Origin of the sequence: Actinomadura soli, from assembly GCF_005889715.1 — a bacterium.
In the GTDB taxonomy this organism is placed as follows: domain Bacteria; phylum Actinomycetota; class Actinomycetes; order Streptosporangiales; family Streptosporangiaceae; genus Spirillospora; species Spirillospora soli.
Window position 1 is genome coordinate 1 of sequence record NZ_VCKW01000163.1, and the last position, 19,344, is coordinate 19,344.

Genomic DNA, 19,344 nt, shown 5'->3' on the forward strand with positions numbered 1-19,344 from the left:
AGGCCGACGTGCCCGTGGCGATCGTGGACGATGACGGGCGGGAGCTGGGCGAAGGGCTGCTCGGGGAGATCGTGGTGGGCGGTCCTTCCGCCTGCCCCGGGTACTACGCGGGGGCTGAGGGGAAGTCGACCCGGTTTCTGGACGGGAAGGTCTTCACCGGGGATGCCGGGTTCTTTCATTCCGGGCAGCTGTTCGTCCTCGGGCGGATGGGCGACAGCATCAAGGTGCGCGGGCGCTCGGTGTACGTCGAGGACCTTGAGGCCAAGATCGCCGAGGCCAGCGGGCTCGGGAAGGGGCGCATCGTGGTGGTCGGCGTGCCGGGGGCCGGACGCAAGGGGCTCGCGCTGTTCGCCGAGACGCGGGACGAGTCGTGGACGGGCGACGTCCGCGAGATGCTGCGCCGGAGGCTCGGCGGCGACGTCGAGCTGACGATCGTGGTGGGCACGGGGCTGATCCACCGGACGTCCAGCGGCAAGCCGCGGCGGAGATACATGTGGGAGCGGCTGCGGGCCGGGGAGATGGACGGGGCGCGCGTCGTCCCCTGATCCGCGTCTCCGGGAAGATCGGCCGGATTGCTAAAGGTCGTGGCTACAGGACACGATGGCCGTTGACGCTGTGAGAGGTCGACGATGCCGGCTGTTGCGAAGACGCTGTTCCGCCTGGGCGCCCGCCTGGGGTCCACCGCCCAGAACGCCCTGGAGGTCGCCCGGTTCGGCGGGTTCGACACCGACGAGGACGCCTCGCCCCGCGAGGTGGTGACCGAGCAGCGGGTGTACCGGCTGCGGCACTACTTCCCGGACGACGGGGACGGGCCGGTGATGCTGCTCGTCCCGCCGCTGATGATCACCGCGGAGGTGTACGACATCTCCTCGCGGGTCAGCGCCGTCCGGGTGCTGCGGGACTCCGGGGTCGATCCGTGGGTCGTCGACTTCGGGGCGCCTGAGCGGGAACCCGGTGGGCTTGAGCGGACCATCACCGATCATGTGCTCGCCGTTAGCGACGCGGTGGATCGGGTCCGGAAGGCCACTGGGCGGGACGTGCACCTTGCCGGGTATTCGCAGGGCGGCATGTTCGTCTACCAGGCCGCGGCGTACCGGCGCAGCGAAGGTATCGAGTCGGTGGTGACGTTCGGGAGCCCGACCGATACGAGCGTCGCGTTGCCGTTCGGGCTGCCCGGGTGGCTCGCGTCCGAGGGGGTCGGACGGGTCCCCGACTGGGTGCTCGGCGGGTTCGCGGTCCCGGGGTGGGTGACGCGGCTCGGGTTCCAGTTGCTGAGCCCGGTGAAGTCGGTGCGGTCACGGGTCGATTTCATTCTGCAATTGCACGACCGGGAGCGGCTCGCGCCGAGGGAGCGGCAGCGGCGGTTCCTGGAGCGGGAGGGCTGGGTGTCGTGGCCCGGGCCCGCGCTGGCGGAGTTCGTGCGCCAGTTCGTCCAGCACAACCGGATGCTCACCGGCGGGTTCGTCATCGGCGACCGGCTCGTCACGCTCGCCGACATCACCTGCCCGGTGCTGACGTTCGTCGGGGAGGTCGACGAGATCGCGCCGCCGCCGATGGTCCGCGGGATCCGGCGGGCCGCGCCGCGCGCCCAGGTGTACGAGGCGTCCCTGCGCGCCGGGCATTTCGGGCTCGTCGTCGGGAGCCTCGCGATCGCGCGGACCTGGCCCGCCGTGGCGGAATGGGCGAAATGGCGTGCGGGGGAGGGTGGGCTTCCCGACATTGTGGCGCCCGTTGCGGGGGACGAGGAGGCCGCGCCGGCCGACCTGCCCGGGTACGGGCTCCAGCTCGCCATGGGGGTCGGGGGAAGCGCGGTGCGGTCGGCCTTCCGGACGGCGTCGCGGGCGATCCACGGGACCCGGCAGCTCGGCGGCGAGGCGGCGCAGAACCTTCCCCGGCTGGCGCGGCTGGAGCGCATCCAGTCCGACACCCGCATGTCCATGGGGCTGCTCCTGGATGAGCAGGCCCGGCGGATGCCCGGCGACGTGTTCTTCCTCTACAAGGGGCGGCCGTACACGCATGACGCCGCCAAGAGCCGCATCGACGCCGTCGTCCGCGGGCTGATCCACATCGGGGTGCGGCGCGGTGACGCGGTCGGTGTGCTGATGGGCACGCGGCCCACGGCGCTCGCGCTGGTCGCCGCGTTGAGCCGGTTGGGCGCGGTCGCGGTGCTTCTTCGTCCTGACGGGGACCTTGCCGCGGAGGTGCGGCTGGGCCAGGTGTCCCGGGTGGTCGTCGATCCGGAGCACGCGGCGCGGGTGGCGGGGCTGGACGGCGTCGAGACGTATCTGCTGGGCGGCGCGGGACGTGGTGAGCGCGGGTCGCTCATGGACATGGAGACCATCGATCCGGAGCTCGTCGACGTGCCCGGGTGGTTCCGGGCGAACCCGGGGCGGGCCGGTGACCTCGCCTTCGTCGTGTTCAGGGGTGAGGGGGAGCTGCTCCGCGCCCACCGGATCACCAACCGGCGGTGGGCGCTGTCGGCGTTCGGGACGGCGTCGTCCGCGGCGCTGTCGCCGTCCGACACCGTGTACAGCATCACGCCGCTCCAGCATCCGTCCGCGCTGCTGATGAGCCTGGGTGGAGCCGTCGCGGGCGGTGCCCGGCTGGCGCTCGCCAGTGCCTACGATCCTGAGACGTTCTGGGACGAGGCTCGCCGGTACGGCGTGACCGTCGCCTCATATACCTGGATGCTGCTGCGTGATCTGGTGGAGGCGCCGCCCAATCCGGCGGAGCGGCATCACGCCGTCCGGCTGTTCATCGGGTCCGGCATGCCGCGCGGGCTGTGGCGGCGGGTGGAGGACCGGTTCGCCCCCGCCCGGGTCCTGGAGTTCTACGCCGCGACGGAGGGAGAGTCGGTCCTGGTCAACCTGAGCGGCAAGAAGCCCGGGTCGCTGGGACGGCCGCTGCCCGGCAGCGCCGAGGTGCGCCTCGCCCGGTACGTCCTGGAGAACGGGCGCCTGGACGAGGGGCCGGACGGCTTCGCGATCGAGTGCGAGCCCGGTGAGATCGGGATGCTGCTCGCGCGGGTGCGGCTGTCCGCGGTCGGCACGGCGGGGCGGTGCGTGCGGGGCGTGTTCGCGCCCGAGGACGCCTGGACGATCACCGGTGACCTGTTCCACCGCGACGGCGCCGGCGACTTCTGGCTGGCCGGGCGGGAGGCCGAGCTGATCCGGACGGCCGAGGGGATCGTCCCGCCGGGTCCCATCCGGGATGCGCTCGGCGATCTGCCGTATGTCGGCACCGTCGCCGTCTATGGGATTCCGGTGGGGGAGACGGAGCTTGCCGCAGCCGCGGTGAGTTTGCGTGACGTCGCCGAGCTGAAGCCTTTGGATCTTTCGGAGGCGCTGCTGCGGGTGGAGCCCGGGTTGCGGCCCGCGATCGTCCGGGTCGTGGACGAGGTGCCCGTCACGGCCGGAGGACGGCTCCGGACGGCGCCGCTGCGAGAAGAAGGCGTTCCTTCCGCGGGTCAAGGCGTGGCCTACTACCGGGACAAGGCGGGTGCGTACCGGCCGCTGACGGACGCCGCCCGGAGGCGGCTGCTCAAGGCGCCCGCGGCCCGCGAGGCGCGGTGACCGGGGAGTCACAAGTCACGGGCGATAAGTCTGGACTTACTGACCTGCGCTGCGTTACAACGAAGCGACGGTTATCGGCCATGTGTCGCACGCGTCCGGAGGGTTCATGACGAGCGTCCTCGCGCCGCCGCCGGCGGGCAGCGGCCTGAAAGCGGTCCCCGGAGTGGGAGGCGTCCCGTACATCGGCAGCACCATCGCCGTGATGCGGAACCCGATCGGGACGGCCCGCAAGCGGTACGCCGAGCACGGGCAGGTCTCCTGGGGATGGCTGCTCGGGCAGCGGACGGTCACCGTCCACGGCCCGGAGGGCGCCGAGGCCGTCCTGGTCAACCGCGACAAGGCGTTCGCGAGCGGGCCCGCGTGGAGCTACTACATCGGGCCGTTCTTCAACCGCGGCATCATGCTCCTGGACTTCGAGGAGCATCTGCACCACCGGCGCATCATGCAGCAGGCGTTCACCCGTCCCCGCCTGCGCGCCTACATGGACGCGATGGCGCCCGGCATCGTCAAGGGCGTCGAGGCGTGGCGGCCCGGCGGCGGCTTCACGGTGTACGACCACGTCAAGCAGCTCACCCTCGACCTCGCCGCGGACGTGTTCATGGGCGTCGAGCTCGGGGACGCGGAGCGCGCGCGGGTCAATGGCGCGTTCATCGACGCCGTCCGGGCCGGGACGGCGTACGTGCGCTTCCCCGTCCCCGGGCTGCGCTGGCACCGCGGCCTGCAGGCCCGCAAGGTGCTGGAGGAGTTCTTCTACCGGCATCTGCCCGCCAAGCGCCGCGACGGCGGCGACGACCTGTTCGCCGCGCTCTGTGCCGCGGAATCCGACGACGGGGAGCGGTTCACCGACGAGGACGTCGTCAACCACATGATCTTCGCGCTGATGGCCGCGCACGACACCACGACCATCACGCTGACGTCGATGGCGTACCACCTCGCCAAGTTCCCCGAATGGCAGGAGCGGCTCCGGGACGAGTCCCTCGCGCTCGGCAGGGCGGAGCTCGACTACGCCGACCTGGACGCCCTCACCGGCATGGACATGGTGATGAAGGAGTCCCTGCGGCTGATCGCGCCCGTCCCCGCGCTGCCGCGCAAGGTCGTCAAGGACACCTCCCTCCTCGGCTTCCACATCCCCGCCGGGACGATCGTCGTCGTCCCGATGCTCAGCAACCACCGCATGGCCGACTGGTGGCCCGACCCGGACGCGTTCGACCCCGGCCGGTTCGCGCCGGAGCGCCGCGAGGACAAGGTCCACAAGTACGCGTGGTCGCCGTTCGGCGGCGGCGCGCACAAGTGCATCGGGATGTACTTCGCGGGCATGCAGGTGAAGTCGATCCTGCACCAGGTTCTGCTGAGGTACCGGTGGAGCGTCCCCGGGCTGTACGAGATGCCCCTGGACACCACGTCCCTGCCGTCGCCGAAGGACGGCCTTCCCGTCCGCCTCGACCGTCTGGAGCAGAGCCGATGAGCAAAGCCGTCGCGATCACCGGGGCCGCGCGCGGCATCGGACTCGCCACCGCCCCGGCGCTGAAGGCCAAGGGCGCCGCCGTCGTCATCGGTGACATCGACGAGGCCGCGGTCACGGAGGCGGCCGGGTCCGCGGGCGTCACCGGCCTCGTCGTGGACGTGACGTCCCGCGCGTCCTTCACCGCGTTCCTCGATCAGGCCGAGGAGGCCGCCGGGCCGCTCGACGTCGTGATCAACAACGCCGGGATCATGCCGATCGGGCCGGTCACGGACGAGAGCGACGCCGACGCCCGCCGCTGCGTCGACATCAACGTGCACGGCGTGATGCAAACTGCGAGCCCGAGGACATCGCCGCCGCCGTGGTGGAGCTGATCGGGCGCCCGCGCCCGCAGGTCGTCGTCCCGGCGAAGCTCGCCCGCCAGGTCAAGCTCGGCGCGCTGCTCCCGGACCGGGTCAGGCAGGCCATCGCGCGCCGCTACGGGCTCGACCGGATCTTCCTCGACTTCGATCCGGACGCGCGGAAGTCCTACGACGCCCGGATCCGGACGTAGCCGCCGCGTTCCGCACGCGTTCGCCTCCCCGTAAGCTCTCCTGGTTGAACTTCGTTCTAAGACCGGGGGCCGCATGCAACGGGGGACGGTCGTCCAGACGGCGTACGGCAAGGTCCGCGGGGTGGCGCGGGACGGCATCACCGCGTTCTTCGGCATCCCCTACGCCGCGCCGCCGTTCGGCCCGAACCGCTTCCGGCCGCCGCGCCCGCCGGAGCCGTGGGACGGGGTCCGCGACGCCGTCGAGTACGGGCCGACCGCGCCCAAGCCCGGCTACCTGCACCCCTACACCCAGCTCCTGGACGATCCTGACATCCCCGGCGACGGCTGCCTCAACCTGAACGTCTGGACGCCCGGTGGCCCCGGCCTGCCGGTCATGGTGTGGATCCACGGCGGCGCGTTCCGCAACGGGTCGGGCGCGCTGCCCGTCTACGACGGCGGCAACTTCGCCCGCGACGGCGTCGTCTGCGTCACGATCAACTACCGGCTCGGCGTGGAGGGCTTTGCCCATCTGCCCGGCGCCCCGCCGAACCGGGGCCTGCTGGACCAGATCGCCGCGCTGGAGTGGGTCCGCGCCAACATCGCGGCCTTCGGCGGCGACCCCGGCCGCGTCACCGTGTTCGGCGAGTCGTCCGGCGCGATGAGCGTCACCACCCTGCTCTCCCTCGACCTCGGGCTCTTCGGCCGCGCGATCGCGCAGAGCGGCGCGGGCGCCGTCGCGCAGGACCCGGACGACGCCCTGCTCGTCACCCGGGAGATGGCCGCGCGGCTCGGCGTGGAACCGAGCGCCGAGGGGTTCGCGGCGCTGGACCCGTCCGCGATCATCCCCGTCCAGTCGGCGGTCGCCACCGAGGTCGCCGCGCTGCCCGACCCCGGCCGGTGGGGCGCGACCACGGCCGCCTCCGGCATGTCGCTCCTCCCGATCCTGGACGGCGACCTGCTGCGCCAGCGGCCCGAGGACGCCATCGCGGACGGCGCGGGCCGCGACGTGGACCTGCTCATCGGCTGCACGTCCGAGGAGTTCCGGTTCTTCCTGATGCCGTCCGGGCTCGCCGCGGTGTTCACCGAGGAGCTGATCGGCCTCGTCGCGGCGGGCATGGGCCTCCCGGCCGGGGTGCCCGCCGCCTACCGCGACCAGCATCCCGCGCTCACGCCCGGCGAGCTGATGGCGGCGATCATCACCGACGGCATGTTCCGCATCCCGGCCGATCGGGCCGCCGCGGCGCACGCCGCGTCCGGCGGGCGGACCTGGATGTACGAGTTCGCCTGGCGGTCGCCCACGCTCGACCTCGGCGCCTGCCACGCGCTGGAGCTCGGCTTCGTGTTCGACAACCTCACCGGCGAGCCCGGCGCCCTCGCCGGGCCGAACCCGCCGCAGGGGCTCGCCGACCGGATGCACCGCGCCTGGGTCGACTTCGCCGTCCACGGCGACCCCGGTTGGGCGCGGTTCGACACGTCCGCCCGCGCGGTCAAGGTCTTCGACGGGCCGGGGGACGACGTCGTCCACGACCCTCACGGCGGTCACCGCAAGCTCTGGGACTAGGCCCTCAGATCCGCCCGGCCACGTGCTCCGCGATCGCGAGAGAGGACGTCGCGGCTGGAGACGGGGCATTCCGGACGGTCACCACCGGGCCGATCCGCCCGATGCGGAAGTCGTCCACGAGGGAGCCGTCGGGGTCCACGGCCTGCGCCCGGACCCCGGCGGGCGCCGCGACGACGTCCGCCGCGGTCAGGGCGGGGACGAAGCTCCGCGCCTCGGCGACGAACGCCCGCTTCAGGGCCGATCCGTACAGCTCCTTCACGCCCGTCCGCCAGTGCTCGCGGGCCAGGCGGCGGAAACCGGGCCACCGGACGGTCTCCCACACGTCCGCCAGACGGACGTCACGCCACCGGTATCCCTCCCTGGCCAGGGCCAGGACGGCGTTCGGGCCGATGTCCACGCCGCCGTCCACCCGGCGGGTGAAGTGGACGCCGAGGAACGGGTAGCGCGGGTCGGGCACGGGATAGATGAGACCGCGGACGAGATCCGTCCGGGACGGGACCAGCCGGTAGTACTCGCCGCGGAACGGGACGATCGCCGGTGCGGGGGAGTCGCCCGCGAGGCGCGCCACCCGGTCGGAGTGCAGGCCCGCGCACACCACCAGCCGGTCGAACGCCAGCTCCGCGTCCGGTGCCGCGACCGTGACCCGCTCGCCCGCCCGGCCCAGCCGGACGACCTCGAAACCGAGCCTGACCTCGCCGCCCGCCTTCACGACGTCGTCGGCGAACGCGCGCGCCACCGCCGGGAAGTCGACGATCGCGGTGGTGGGGGAGTGCAGCGCGGCGACCCCGGCGGCGTGCGGCTCGATCTCGCGCAGCTCGGCGCCCGTCAGCCGCCGCAGGCCCGGCACGCCGTTCGCGGCCGCGCGGCGCTCGATCTCGTCGAGGGCGGCCGTCTCCGCGGCGTCGCGCGCCACGACGATCTTGCCGCACTCCTCGTAGGGCAGGTTCCGGACAGTGCAATATTCCTTGAGCAGGCCGATGCCGCGCCGGCAGAGGGCCGCCTTCAGCGAACCCGGCGCGTAGTACAGGCCCGCGTGGGCGACGCCGCTGTTGCGGCCCGTCTGATGCGCGGCGACACGGTCCTCCTTGTCGAGGACCGTGACCTTCACGTCCGGGCGCGTCTGCGCCAGGCGGCGGGCGACCGCCAGCCCGAGAATGCCCGCGCCGACGACGCCGACCTGCACCTCCGCCACACCCGCACCCTAGTGGGAGGGGCTCAGCTCCCCAGCCGCTTGCGGCCCTGCGCCCGCACGCGCTTGCGCTGGGACGGGTCGAGCATCAGGTAGCCGACGACCGGAGCCCCGAGGACGCCGAGAATGATCAGCGTGGTCAGCCACCAGGGGAAGATGAACAGGGTCAGCAGGCCGACGACGACGCCGCCGATCACGAACTTTGTCTGAGTCGACATCTGGTACCTCCGATAACGGGCCGCCCTCACACCTACAACGGCCGCCCCGCGGCCGCTGTTCCAAGATATGTCGCGAGTCGGCCCGATGGAACAATGATCTCACCAGGGGCGTCCTGGGGACAGACCGTCAGATGCGCAGGGAGAGCTGGCCGCCGCCGAGCGTGCGCAGGACCTCGGCGTGCAGCCTGCCGTTCGTGCAGACGACGCTGCCGCCGTCCGGGCCGGGCACGCCGGACAGGTCGGTGAACATCCCGCCCGCCTCCTCCACGATGACCTGGAGCGCGGCGAGATCCCACAGCGACACCTCCGGCTCGGCGGAGATGTCGATCGCGCCCTCGGCGACCATCATGTGCGACCAGAAGTCGCCGAACGCCCGCGTCCGCCACACCTCGCGGGTCAGGTCGATGAACCGGCTGAGGCGGCCCTGCTCCTCCCAGCCGCTGAGGCTGGAGAACGACAGGGACGCGTCCGCCATCGCCGTCACCGACGACACCGTCATCCGGGACGCGCGGGTCAGGCTGCGGCCCGTCCAGGAGCCGCCGCCGCGCGCCGCCCACCAGCGGCGCTGCAGCGCGGGCGCCGACACGACCCCGACGACGATCTCCTCGTTCTCCATCAGCGCGATCAGCGTCGCCCACACCGGGACGCCCCGGACGAAGTTCTTCGTCGCGTCGATCGGGTCGATGATCCAGCAGCGGTTCCCGAACCCGGTCCTGCCGTACTCCTCGCCGAGCACCGCGTCCCGCGGGCGGGCCCGCTTCAGCGTGCCGCGGATCTGCTCCTCCACGCTGCGGTCGGCGTCGCTGACCGGCGTCAGGTCCGGCTTGGTCTCGACGCCGAGATCGAGGGCACGGAAACGCCTGGTCGTGATGTCGTCGGCCCCGTCCGCCAGCACATGCGCGAGACGCAGGTCATCGGAATAGCCCGCCACGGCGTGCAACGCTACCCTGATCACGTCCGGTCCAGACACACTTACCCGGCCGTTCCGGCTTTTCGGTCGTCCGGCCGGGCGCGCCGACCCGTTACCGGCAGTGCGCCGGACCTGGTGATGGCAGCATGGGCCCATGGCGCACGACCTTCCCCCATGGGTGGCCGAGCTGACCGACCCCCGGAGGGCGGAGACGCTCGACGAGCTCGCCGACCGCCTCGTCCCCCTGGCCGAGCACGCGATCGACGTGTCCCGCCGGTTGCAGGCACAGCTCAACGAGCTCAACGACCCCTTCAAGCGCGAGGCCCTCTACGGGCGCGTGGAACGGTTGAAGGCCCGCGTGGGCGAGGCCCTGGAGGAGATCACGGCGGAGATCGCCGCTTCCGGGGAGGAGCGCATCGAGCGCGTCGTGGCCGACTGGGCCGGACGCGCCGGGCCCGGCGAGCGCGGCGCGCGGGAGCGCGAGGTGCGCCGCAGGCTGGACCGTGACATCGTCCCGGTGCTGTCCAAACGGCAGCAGGACGTCGCCGAACGGGTCGCCGAACGCTCGTCCGCGGCGCTGGAGGACGCGACGCGGACGCTGCTGACCCGCGTCGAGGAGCTGGCGAAGGCGGTCACCGACCTGATCCACGAGGTGCTGCCGCTGGCCCGGGAGGGGCTGGCGCTGGCCGGGCGCATCTCGACGCTGTCCGGCCACGCCCGCAAGGCGGGGCGGGGCCCGATCCCGGACGAGCTGAAGGACGCCGGAGCCGAGACGGCCCGGGCGTTCGACGAGGCCGTCGCGCGGCTGGAGCTGGAGTGGGCCGCGCTCGGCGCCCGCTCCGCGAGCGTGCGGGCCGCGCTGCGCGGCGCGGAGGAGACCGCGTTCAGCTGGGTCACCGAGGAGATGACCCGCTGCGTGGAGGAGCTCGCGCCCGAGCACGTCCAGGCACTGAACGACGCCGAGGCCAGGGCGCGCAGCCTGTTCGAGGAACCGTCCGCGGACTAGAGCGCCTGCGGGAAGCGGAACAGCCTTCCGGGGTCGTGGGCGGCCTTGGTCCTCCTGAGCCGGTCGAGGTTGGGGCCGTAGTAGGCGGTCGCCCAGCCCTTGAGATCCGGGTCGATGTAGTTCACGTAGGCCGTGCCGCCCATGGACGGCTCCATCGCCGCGTGCGTGGCGCGAAGCCAGGCGTTGTCGGGCGCCAGGTACTGGACGCTGAACAACCCCTTCCTGTGCGGGAAGGCGGTGTCGCCCGGGCCTATTCGGCCTATCGCGCCGCCCATGGCGTCCATCAGGACGGAGCGGTTCTGCACGTCGTTGCCCTTGTCGAAGCGGTCCAGGAGGGCGTTGATGGCGGCCTCGGTCAGGGGCTTGTAGGCGATGTGGGATTTTCCGGCGTAGTCCGTCCTGGGGAAGCCTCCGCCGGGGCGCTGGCCGGGCAGTGTGCCTTGGGCGTGGCATTGCTCGAGGGTCTGTCCCGCGCATCCGCCCATGAACTTCATGGCGTCCAGGTAGGGGCGGCTCTGGGCGGTGGACGACACCGGGTCGGCCCCCGTCGCGGCCGTCAGCGCGTTCATGGGGCCGGTGGCGTCCGCGAGCGCGACGCCGATGACCTCGATGCTCGGGGTCCCCTGGCCGGGCTGGGTGTCGAGGTGCAGGCTCGTCCAGACCTCGTCGGGCGCGGCCGGGGCCCAGCGCTGCCAGCCGCGGATCACGGCGGCGGCGTCCGCCCAGGCCCAGCGCACGCTGAACGGCGTGACCTCCGCGATCTCGTGCGTGCGGAACGTGAACGAGACCACGGCGCCGAAGTTGCCGCCGCCCCCGCCCCGGCAGGCCCAGAACAGGTCGGGGTTCCGCTCGCCGTCGCAGGTCAGGATCCGTCCGTCCGCGGTGACGACCTGGACCGACGCCAGGACGTCGCAGGACAGCCCGTACGCGCGGGACGTCACGCCGATCCCGCCGCCCAGCGTCAGCCCCGCCACGCCGACCGTCGGGCAGCTGCCCGCCGGGACGCTCACGCCATGGTCGGCGAGCCCCGCGTACAGGTCGATCAGCCGTGTCCCGGCGCCTACGATCGCGTTGCCGCCGTCGCGCTTCACCGTGTCCATCGGGGAGACGTCGACGACCAGGCCCGTGCCAGTCGACCAGCCCGCATAACTGTGGCCGCCGCAGCGCACGGAGACCGGTATCCGCTGCAGCGTCGCGAACGCTATGCATTCGGACACGTCCTGCGGCGTCTCGCAGTACGCGATGCCTGCGGGCTCGATGCCGTCGAAGCGCGGGATGTGGAGGCGCCGTGCCTGCGCGTACGACGCGTCCGACGGACGGATCAGCGTCCCGTCCAGGCCGCGTTCGAGCGCGTTCCAGTCGGCGGGCCCGGTCGGACGCGGCGCCCGGGACGGGCGCTCCTCCGGCGCCGGTTTCTCGTCGGAGCACCCGGCGGCGGCCAAGGGGCCGAGGATCGTCGCCTTGAGCACCCTTCGCCTGTCCATGGCGTCAGGACGCGCTTCGCAGCGTGCTGAGGAACGTCTCGTAGGCCGGGACGGCCCCGTCCCAGTGCTGCTGCCCGGCGGCGAGGACGACCTGATAGATGGCGCCGCCGAACTTGAACACCCGGATGCGGACCCGTCCGGGGACGCCGTTCTTGGTGAAGGTGAACTGGGCTTCGGCGGCCGTGCCCCCCAGGTAGGCGACGTTGCGGTCGAGGCTCTCCTGCTTGAACGCGGGATACTCGGCGGTGTCCGCCTTCATCTGCTTGATCGCGTCGGCGAGACCGTTCCCGGGGTCGGCGAAGTCCGTGTTCGAGACGCGCTGGATCACCAGGCCCCGCTTCACTCCCTGGGCCGGGTCCGTGAACGACACGTCGTCCCCGGAGCTCTCGTCCTTCCAACCCTGCGGGACCGCCGCGACGAACGCCGACCCCCGGTACAGACGGTACCCGGAGGGCACGGCGCCGTTCGGCGACGACGGCGACGACGACCTCGCCGAGGACGACGTTCGCGGGTCGTTGCCGCTGTCGTTGCCGCCGTCGCTCGTGAACACCACGACCGCGATGACGGCGACGGCCAGCGCCACCGCGAAGATCCCACCCGGGACGATCAGCGGCCAGGGCGGGCGGCGCGGCGCTCGCGGAGCGCCGGACGGGGGCTGCGTCCCCAGCGGAGACTCGATCGTCGGCGCGGGGGGCGGTGGCTGCAGTGTCACGTTGTGCGGCGGCGTCACCTGCGGAGGCGGCGCCTGTGTCTGGACGGGCGCCGGACCCTGCGCGATCTGGCGGAGCAGCCCTCCGGCCTCGTCGGCGCTCATCCGCTGATCCGGGTCCTTGCGGAGCAGGCCGTGCAGGACGGGCGTGAGGGGCCCGGCGAGCTGGAGCGGGTCCGGGTCGTCGGACAGCAGGGCGGCCATCACGCCCCACACGTCCGGCCGGTTGTACGGGGGGCGGCCCTCGACGGCGGCGTACAGCGTCGCGCCCAGCGACCACAGGTCGGACGCCGGGGTGGCCTTCTGATGGCGGGCCTGCTCGGGCGCCAGGTAGGCGGGCGACCCGACGATGGCGCCCGCCTGGGTGAGGGTCTCGTCCCCGGCCACCGTCGCGATGCCGAAGTCGGTGAGCACGGCCCGTCCCGGAGGCAGCAGGACGTTCCCGGGCTTGACGTCGCGGTGCACGACCCCGGCGGCGTGTGCGGCGCAGAGCGCGTCCAGGAGGTCGGCGCCGATCGCCGCGACCCGGCCCGGCGGCAGCCGCCCCTCCCGCGCGATGACCTTGTCGAGGCCCTCGGCCCGGACGAGCTGCATCACGATCCAGGGCCGCCCGTCCTCCTCGACGACGTCGTGGACGGTCACGATGCCCGGATGGTCCAGCCGCGCCGCCGACCGCGCCTCCCGGAACGTCCGCGCGTACGTCCGCTCGACCTGCGCCTCGTCCAGGCCCTGCGGCAGCGACACCTCCTTGACCGCCACCTCGCGGCCGAGCGTGCGGTCGCGGGCCCGCCACACGGCGCCCATCCCACCGCGTCCGAGCACCTCCACCAGCTCGTAGCGCGCTGCGATCGTCTGGACCATGAGGGCGACGATACCGACGTGAGCCGGACGAGGCGCGGCCTATGCCCGGCTATGTCCAGCTATTCGGTCCGTGCTATTCGGCGTCGCCCTCGCGGCTCGCCAGGAGGCGGCGGAGGGAGTCGAGACGGGCGCGGCTGGCGTGCCCGTCGTCCACCCATCCGTCGAGCCCGCAGTTCTGCTCCTTCTCTCTGGGGGGGCGACCCCCCAGACCCCCCGGGTCATGGGGGAGATGATCGCACTGCGGCGGGCAGCGTTCTGCGGCGCCGTCCGCCAGGTCCTCGAACGCGTTGATCACGTTCTCGGGTTCGACGTGCGCGAGGCCGAAGCTCCGCACGCCCGGGGTGTCGATGATCCAGCCGTCCCCGCCGGGCAGCTCCAGCGCGATCGCCGACGAGGACGTGTGCCGCCCCCGCCCGGTGACCGCGTTGACCTCGCTGACCGCCCGCTCCGCGTCCGGGACGAGTGCGTTCACCAGCGTCGACTTCCCGACGCCCGAGTGCCCGACCAGCACGCTCGTCCGCCCCGACAGGTGGCCGCGCAGCTCGTCCAGGTCGCTGCCGCGGTGCGTCACGACGTAGGGGACGCCGAGCGGCGCGTACTCGGCGACCAGGCCGCCGGCGTCGGCGAGGTCGGCCTTGGTGAGGCAGAGCAGCGGGTCCATCCCGGCGTCGTAGGCGGCGACGAGCTGCCGGTCGATCATCCGGGGGCGGGGCTCGGGGTCGGCGAGGGCGGTCACGATCGCGAGCTGGTCGGCGTTCGCGACGACGATCCGCTCGAACGGGTCGGTGTCGTCGGCGGTGCGGCGCAGCGACGATGTCCGCGGCTCGACCCGGACGATGCGGGCCAGCGTGTCGGGGGCTCCGGTCACGTCCCCGACGAGCGCCACCCGGTCGCCCACGACGACGCCCTTGCGGCCCAGCTCGCGGGCGCGCATCGCGGTGACGGCGCGCTCGTCGCCGGTGCCCGCGCCGACGAGGCAGCGGTACCGGCCCCGGTCCACCGCGGTCACGAACCCGGACGAGGCGTCCTCGTGCGCGGGACGGCGGCGGGTGCGCGGGCGCGACCCGCGGCGCCCGGGCCGCACCCGGACGTCGTCCTCGTCGTAGTCCTGTACTCGTCGTGCCAGTGGTCCGGTCCCTGTGCTCAGGCGGGCGCCGCCATCGACGCCCACAGCTCGGTGAAGTTCGGAAGAGTCTTGCCCACGGTGCCCGGGTTCTCCACCTCGATGCCGGGAACGGCCAATCCGAGCACGGCCGCCGCCATCACCATCCGGTGGTCGTCGTAGGTGTGGAACACGCCGCCGCGCAGCGGGCGCGGGGTGATCGCCAGGCCGTCCGGCAGCTCCCGGACGTCGCCGCCCAGCCCGTTGATCTCGGTGACCAGCGCCGCGAGCCGGTCGGTCTCGTGGCCGCGCAGGTGTGCGATGCCCGTCAGCCTGGACGGCGAGTCGGCCAGCGCGGCGAGGGCGGCCAGCACGGGCGTCAGCTCACCGACTTCGTGCAGGTCGGCGTCCAGGCCCTGGAAGCCGCCGGTGCCGCGCACGGTGAGGCCGTCAGGGCCTCGGGACACCTCCGCGCCCATCTGGGCGAGCAGCCCGCGCAGCGCGTCGCCCGGCTGGGTCGTCTCGGCGGGCCAGTCCGGCACGGTGACGCGGCCGCCGGTGACGAGCGCGGCGCCGAGGAACTGCGCCGCGTTGGACAGGTCCGGCTCGATCACCCGCTCGCCGCCGCGCAGCGGGCCCGGCGCGACATGCCACAGGTTCTTCTCCGTCTCGACGGCCGCGCCCGCGTCCCGCAGCATCCGGACGGTCATCTCCAGATGCGGCGCCGACGGCACCGGCGGCCCCTCGTGCCTGACCTCCACGCCCTTCTCGAAGCGCGGCGCGGCCAGCAGCAGCCCCGACACCAGCTGCGACGACCCGGACGCGTCGATCACGACCTGCCCGCCGTTCACCGCCCCGGCGCCGCGGACGGTGAACGGGAGCGCGCCGCGCCCGCCGTCCTCGATGTCCGCGCCGAGCGCCCGCAGCGCGGTGATGATCGGGCCCATCGGACGCTCCCGGGCGCGGGGGTCGCCGTCGACCGCCACCTCGCCGGACGCCAGCGCCGCGACGGGCGGCAGGAACCGCATCACCGTCCCGGCGAGGCCCACGTCCACGCGCGCCGGGCCCGTCAGCTCGCCCGGGAGGACCTGCCAGTCGTCGAAGTCCTCGCCGATGCCCACGCCCAGCGCGCGGAGCGCGTCCGCCATCAGCTCGGTGTCGCGGCTGTGCAGCGGCCGGGTGATGGCCGACGGCCCGTCGGCGAGCGCGGCCAGGATCAGCGCCCGGTTCGTCATCGACTTCGACCCGGGCAGCGGGACGACGGCGTCCACCGGGGCATGGGCGACCGGGGCGGACCAGTGCGGAGAGGGCATGACCCAAGGCTATCCGGCCGGGACCGCCGCCCCGATGATCAGAGCGGGATGGTCAGCAGGGTCCCGCCGTCGTCAAGGCGCACCTCGAAGCGGCTGATCTCCGGGCGGGTGAGGCCCGTCCCGCCCTGCATGACGAGCGGCTTCGGCTGCCCCGGCACCCCGTACCCCTTGTCCGGGACGCGCCATCCCGCGACGACGCTGCGCTCCCCGTCCCTGGACACGGCCTCCAGATGGCACCTCAGCGGACCCTTGATGCCGCGCAGCTCCAGGCTGACCTGCGTCCCCCAGCCCTTGTCGACCAGGCCGACCATGCCGGACGCGCCCGTGCCCGGGTTCGTCCCCGTGAACCGCTCCCCGGCGATGGGCGGCGCCTGCGGCGCCTTCGGGGCCTCGCCCTCGTCGTCCAGCACCGTCCCCACGCCGACGCCCGCGACCAGCGCGCCGGCGGCGGCAGCGGTGCCGATGACGAGGGCGGCGCGGCGGGAGCGCCGGTCGGCCCGCCGCTTGCGCCGCATCATGTCGATCACCGGCGCCGGAGGTGCGGACGCGTCGTCCGCACCCGCCTCCCCGGCCCCGAGCGCGGAGAGGGCACTCGCCGTTCCCGACATCTCCCGCATCTCGGCCTGGCACGACCCGCACCCGCGCAGATGCGCCTCGAAGGCCCGCCGGTCGCCCTCTTCGAGAAGGCCCAGCGCGTACGCGCCGACATCGGTGTGCTCGACTTGGGCGCTCATGAGGTCACCCCCCTCTCCTCCAAGGCGACGCGCAGTGCGCGCAACGCGTAGTAGACGCGGGACTTGACCGTCCCCACCGGGATGCCGAGGTGTTCGGCGGCCTGGTTCACCGTCCGGTCGCGGAGCACCGTCTCCGTCAGCGCCTGCCGGTGCGCCGGGGAGAGCGACTCCAGCGCCTCCGTCACGACGACCTTGCGGAGCAGTCCGTCCAGCTCGTCCGCCATCGGCAGGTTCTCCAGGGGGCCGTCGCCGACTTCCGGCGGCCGGACCTCGCGATGCCGCCGGTGGTCGATCACGATACGGCGGGAGACCGTGGCCAGCCAGGGCATCAGCGAGGACGTGCGGTCGTCGAGCCGGTCCGCGCTGCGCCATGCCCGGATCATGGTCTCCTGCACCACGTCCTCGGCCCACGGACGGTCACCGCCGGTCAGCCGGAGGACGAACGCGAGGAGCGGCCGGTGGTACTCGCGGTAGAGCGCGGCGATGATGTCCTCGTCGCGCGGTCTTCGGAGCAGGCTTCGCAACCCGCCGGTCTGGCGACCGGTCGATCCGGGAACTGCCATGGCCGGGCGTCTCCGTCGGTGGTCGGGGGGTGGAGGACGGTCACAAGGCAGTACGGGACCGGTCCAGGCCGCGGTTCAACGGATTTGAGCCTCTCTTAAGGTTCTCTTCGGGAAGCCGCCGGAGCCCGGCCGGGGTCAGCGCTTGACCGCCTGCCTGACCCGGCCCGCCTGGACGGCCGTCCCCGCCTTCACCGTCCGGCCGGCCTTCACCGCCCTGGCCGCCTGCGCCGTCGTCTGGGCCTTGACCGTCTGACCCGCCCGCGCCGCCCGGCCCGGCTTGGACCTCCGCCCGACCCGGAACGCGCTACCGGCGCTCTTCAGCGCGCCGCCGCCCGCCTTCGCCGCGCCGCCCGCCTTCCCGGCCATGAAGGCGGCGCCCGGCTTCGCGGACTTCGCCGTTTTCAGCGACTTCGCGGTCCGCTTGGCGGCCCTGCGCCCGCCCTCGGCGCGGGCGACGCGCACCTGCCGGGCGGCCTCGCGGCGCGCGTCCCGCAGGGTGATGGCCGCCTCGCGGCGCAGCGCCTTGGCCTCCGCCGCGCTCTTGATCTGCGTCTCCCTGGCCTGCCGCCGGATCTCCGCCGTCCGCGGCGTGCGGCGCGGCTCGGAGGCCACCATCAGCAGCGCGCCGAACAGGCCCGCGTTCTTCAGCAGATGGGACCGCTCGCTGGCGCGGTGCTCGGGGTCGTCCTCGCTCCAGTAGCGGTGCTCGGTCGCCAGCACGGGCACCATCTGCGCCGCGAGCAGCAGCGTGGTGAGGCGGCGGAACCTGCCCGTCAGCAGCAGCGCGCCGGTGCCGAGGCTGAGCGCGCCCTGCAGCCGGACGAGGGTCTCGGCGTCCTTCGGCAGCCAGTCGATCCGGTCCGCGACCGGCTTGACCACAGGGCCGACTCGCTCAGCGCGCTCGCGCGGATCCCGGACGGCGTCCAGGCCGTTCATGATGAAAGGGGCCGCCACGAACGGGCGGGCCAGCGTCGTGAAGGGTCGCATGACCCGCTACATGCCCAGCGCGCCGCGCCTCAAGCGCGGCAGGATGGGAGCCATGTGCGGACGCTATGCCACCACCCGCGCGCGTCAGGAGCTGCTGGACGAGTTCCAGGTCCAGCTCGACGCCGTCGACGGGGACATCCAGCCCGATTACAACGTCGCCCCGACCAAGCAGGTCCCGGCCGTCCTCAACCGGCGCCCGAAGGACGCGCCGGAGGAGGAGCCGGCCGTCCGGCAGTTGCGGACGGTCCGCTGGGGGCTCGTCCCGTCCTGGGCGAAGGACCTGTCGATCGGCTCGCGCATGATCAACGCGCGGTTCGAGACGGTGCACGAGAAGCCGTCGTTCCGCCGCGCGTTCGCGCGGCGGCGCTGCCTGCTGCCCGCCGACGGCTACTTCGAGTGGTACACCCTGCAGGACCAGGGCGACTCGCCCGATCCGGCCGCCGGCGAGAAGAAGGCCAAGAAGAAGAAGCCGCAGAAGCAGCCGTTCTTCATCCGTCCCAACGACGGCGCGATCATGGCGATGGCGGGGCTCTACGAACTGTGGAAGTCGCCTGAAGGGGGTTCCGGGGGGTCTGGGGGGTCGTCCCCCCAGATTGGGCCAGGCGAATGGCTCTGGACGTGCACGGTGATCACGACCGACGCGCCGGACGACCTCGGCCGCATCCACGACCGGATGCCGATGATCGTCGAACCGGACCGCTGGGACGCCTGGCTCGACCCCGCGCTCACCGACGCCGAGCAGGTCCGCGGCCTGCTGGTGCCCGCGATGGCCGGGACAATGGACGCCTATCCGGTGTCGAAGGCCGTCAACAGCGTGAAAAACAACGGGCCGGAACTCATAGAACCGGCGTCTTCTGGGGATAGTTCTGGAAACCATTCCGGCAGTTTGTTCTGACCGCCGCGGATCGCGGCGGCCGGCCCCGACCCTCGCATCGCCCGGAATCCCCACCGGGAGGAGTCGCAGCATCGTGGACACCGCCGTTGCCCGCTCCCGCCTGGAGTCCATGCGCGCCGATCTGGACCGTTCCATCGCCATCCTCCGGGGGGAGAGCCCCGAGCGCGACAGCTCGCCCGCGGACGCCGGGGCCGGCCTCACCGCCCACGACCGCGTGGAGGCCGCCCTGGACCTGTCTCTTAGACA

At 73.0% G+C, this 19,344-nt stretch carries 17 protein-coding genes and 1 pseudogene; 8 read left to right on the forward strand and 10 right to left on the reverse strand.

The window, feature by feature from the left end; genetic code table 11:
• From ETD83_RS27130 to ETD83_RS27150, 6 genes and pseudogenes are all read left to right on the forward strand, one after another.
• Window positions 1–545, forward strand: a pseudogene (locus ETD83_RS27130) (AMP-binding protein); the annotation flags it as partial.
• A gap of 84 nt (window positions 546–629) precedes the next feature.
• Complete coding sequence (locus ETD83_RS27135) at window positions 630–3,572, forward strand: AMP-binding protein (RefSeq protein WP_138648047.1); 2,943 nt, start codon at window positions 630–632, stop codon at window positions 3,570–3,572.
• Window positions 3,573–3,678: 106 nt separating this feature from the next.
• On the forward strand, window positions 3,679–5,037 hold the full coding sequence (locus ETD83_RS27140) for a cytochrome P450 (RefSeq protein ID WP_138648048.1): 1,359 nt from the start codon (window positions 3,679–3,681) through the stop codon (window positions 5,035–5,037).
• The gene (locus ETD83_RS27145; protein WP_230421212.1) at window positions 5,034–5,408 is read left to right on the forward strand and encodes an SDR family NAD(P)-dependent oxidoreductase; all 375 of its coding nucleotides are present in this window, start codon (window positions 5,034–5,036) and stop codon (window positions 5,406–5,408) included. The genes ETD83_RS27140 and ETD83_RS27145 overlap by 4 nt, the downstream gene beginning before the upstream one ends.
• On the forward strand, window positions 5,396–5,587 hold the full coding sequence (locus tag ETD83_RS44875; protein WP_230421213.1) for a hypothetical protein: 192 nt from the start codon (window positions 5,396–5,398) through the stop codon (window positions 5,585–5,587). The genes ETD83_RS27145 and ETD83_RS44875 overlap by 13 nt, the downstream gene beginning before the upstream one ends.
• A 73-nt stretch (window positions 5,588–5,660) precedes the next feature.
• Window positions 5,661–7,127, forward strand: coding sequence for a carboxylesterase/lipase family protein (locus ETD83_RS27150; RefSeq protein ID WP_138648049.1), 1,467 nt, complete (start codon window positions 5,661–5,663; stop codon window positions 7,125–7,127).
• A 4-nt stretch (window positions 7,128–7,131) separates the two neighbouring features.
• On the opposite strand, the gene lhgO is transcribed toward ETD83_RS27150, so the two are convergent.
• From lhgO to hisN, 3 genes are all read right to left on the reverse strand, one after another.
• A complete protein-coding gene (gene lhgO / locus ETD83_RS27155) occupies window positions 7,132–8,319 on the reverse strand; it encodes an L-2-hydroxyglutarate oxidase (protein WP_138648050.1) in 1,188 nt (395 codons plus the stop codon).
• A 23-nt stretch (window positions 8,320–8,342) separates the two neighbouring features.
• Window positions 8,343–8,534: a hypothetical protein gene (locus ETD83_RS27160; RefSeq protein WP_132175183.1), complete on the reverse strand. Its 192-nt coding sequence runs from the start codon at window positions 8,532–8,534 to the stop codon at window positions 8,343–8,345.
• A gap of 127 nt (window positions 8,535–8,661) precedes the next feature.
• The gene (gene hisN, locus ETD83_RS27165; RefSeq protein ID WP_138648051.1) at window positions 8,662–9,465 is read right to left on the reverse strand and encodes a histidinol-phosphatase; all 804 of its coding nucleotides are present in this window, start codon (window positions 9,463–9,465) and stop codon (window positions 8,662–8,664) included.
• 133 nt (window positions 9,466–9,598) lie between these two features.
• On the opposite strand from hisN, the gene ETD83_RS27170 reads away from it, so the two are divergent.
• Window positions 9,599–10,450 carry a hypothetical protein gene (locus ETD83_RS27170; protein WP_138648052.1) on the forward strand — a complete coding sequence of 284 codons (852 nt, stop codon included), beginning with the start codon at window positions 9,599–9,601 and terminating at the stop codon, window positions 10,448–10,450.
• Here the strand turns inward: ETD83_RS27170 and ETD83_RS27175 are convergent.
• From ETD83_RS27175 to ETD83_RS27205, 7 genes are all read right to left on the reverse strand, one after another.
• The gene (locus ETD83_RS27175) at window positions 10,447–11,934 is read right to left on the reverse strand and encodes an FAD-binding oxidoreductase (protein WP_138648053.1); all 1,488 of its coding nucleotides are present in this window, start codon (window positions 11,932–11,934) and stop codon (window positions 10,447–10,449) included. The two genes, ETD83_RS27170 and ETD83_RS27175, sit on opposite strands and share 4 nt — an antisense overlap.
• Window positions 11,935–11,938: 4 nt before the next feature.
• Window positions 11,939–13,504 (reverse strand): serine/threonine-protein kinase, encoded by a 1,566-nt coding sequence (locus tag ETD83_RS27180; protein ID WP_138648054.1) that lies wholly within the window; start codon window positions 13,502–13,504, stop codon window positions 11,939–11,941.
• 73 nt (window positions 13,505–13,577) lie between these two features.
• Window positions 13,578–14,630, reverse strand: a complete 1,053-nt coding sequence (rsgA, locus tag ETD83_RS27185; RefSeq protein ID WP_138648059.1) for a ribosome small subunit-dependent GTPase A — start codon at window positions 14,628–14,630, stop codon at window positions 13,578–13,580.
• 17 nt (window positions 14,631–14,647) lie between these two features.
• Window positions 14,648–15,919 carry a 3-phosphoshikimate 1-carboxyvinyltransferase gene (gene aroA / locus ETD83_RS27190; protein ID WP_138648055.1) on the reverse strand — a complete coding sequence of 424 codons (1,272 nt, stop codon included), beginning with the start codon at window positions 15,917–15,919 and terminating at the stop codon, window positions 14,648–14,650.
• 38 nt (window positions 15,920–15,957) lie between these two features.
• On the reverse strand, window positions 15,958–16,653 hold the full coding sequence (locus tag ETD83_RS27195) for an anti-sigma factor family protein (protein WP_138648056.1): 696 nt from the start codon (window positions 16,651–16,653) through the stop codon (window positions 15,958–15,960).
• Window positions 16,650–17,216 carry a sigma-70 family RNA polymerase sigma factor gene (locus ETD83_RS27200; RefSeq protein ID WP_138648057.1) on the reverse strand — a complete coding sequence of 189 codons (567 nt, stop codon included), beginning with the start codon at window positions 17,214–17,216 and terminating at the stop codon, window positions 16,650–16,652. The genes ETD83_RS27195 and ETD83_RS27200 overlap by 4 nt, the downstream gene beginning before the upstream one ends.
• A 135-nt stretch (window positions 17,217–17,351) precedes the next feature.
• Complete coding sequence (locus tag ETD83_RS27205; RefSeq protein WP_138648058.1) at window positions 17,352–18,203, reverse strand: DoxX family protein; 852 nt, start codon at window positions 18,201–18,203, stop codon at window positions 17,352–17,354.
• Between ETD83_RS27205 and ETD83_RS27210 the strand changes: the two genes are divergently transcribed.
• Window positions 18,202–19,098 carry an SOS response-associated peptidase gene (locus ETD83_RS27210; protein ID WP_230421214.1) on the forward strand — a complete coding sequence of 299 codons (897 nt, stop codon included), beginning with the start codon at window positions 18,202–18,204 and terminating at the stop codon, window positions 19,096–19,098. The genes ETD83_RS27205 and ETD83_RS27210 overlap by 2 nt on opposite strands.
• The last annotated feature ends 246 nt before the right edge of the window (window positions 19,099–19,344 follow it).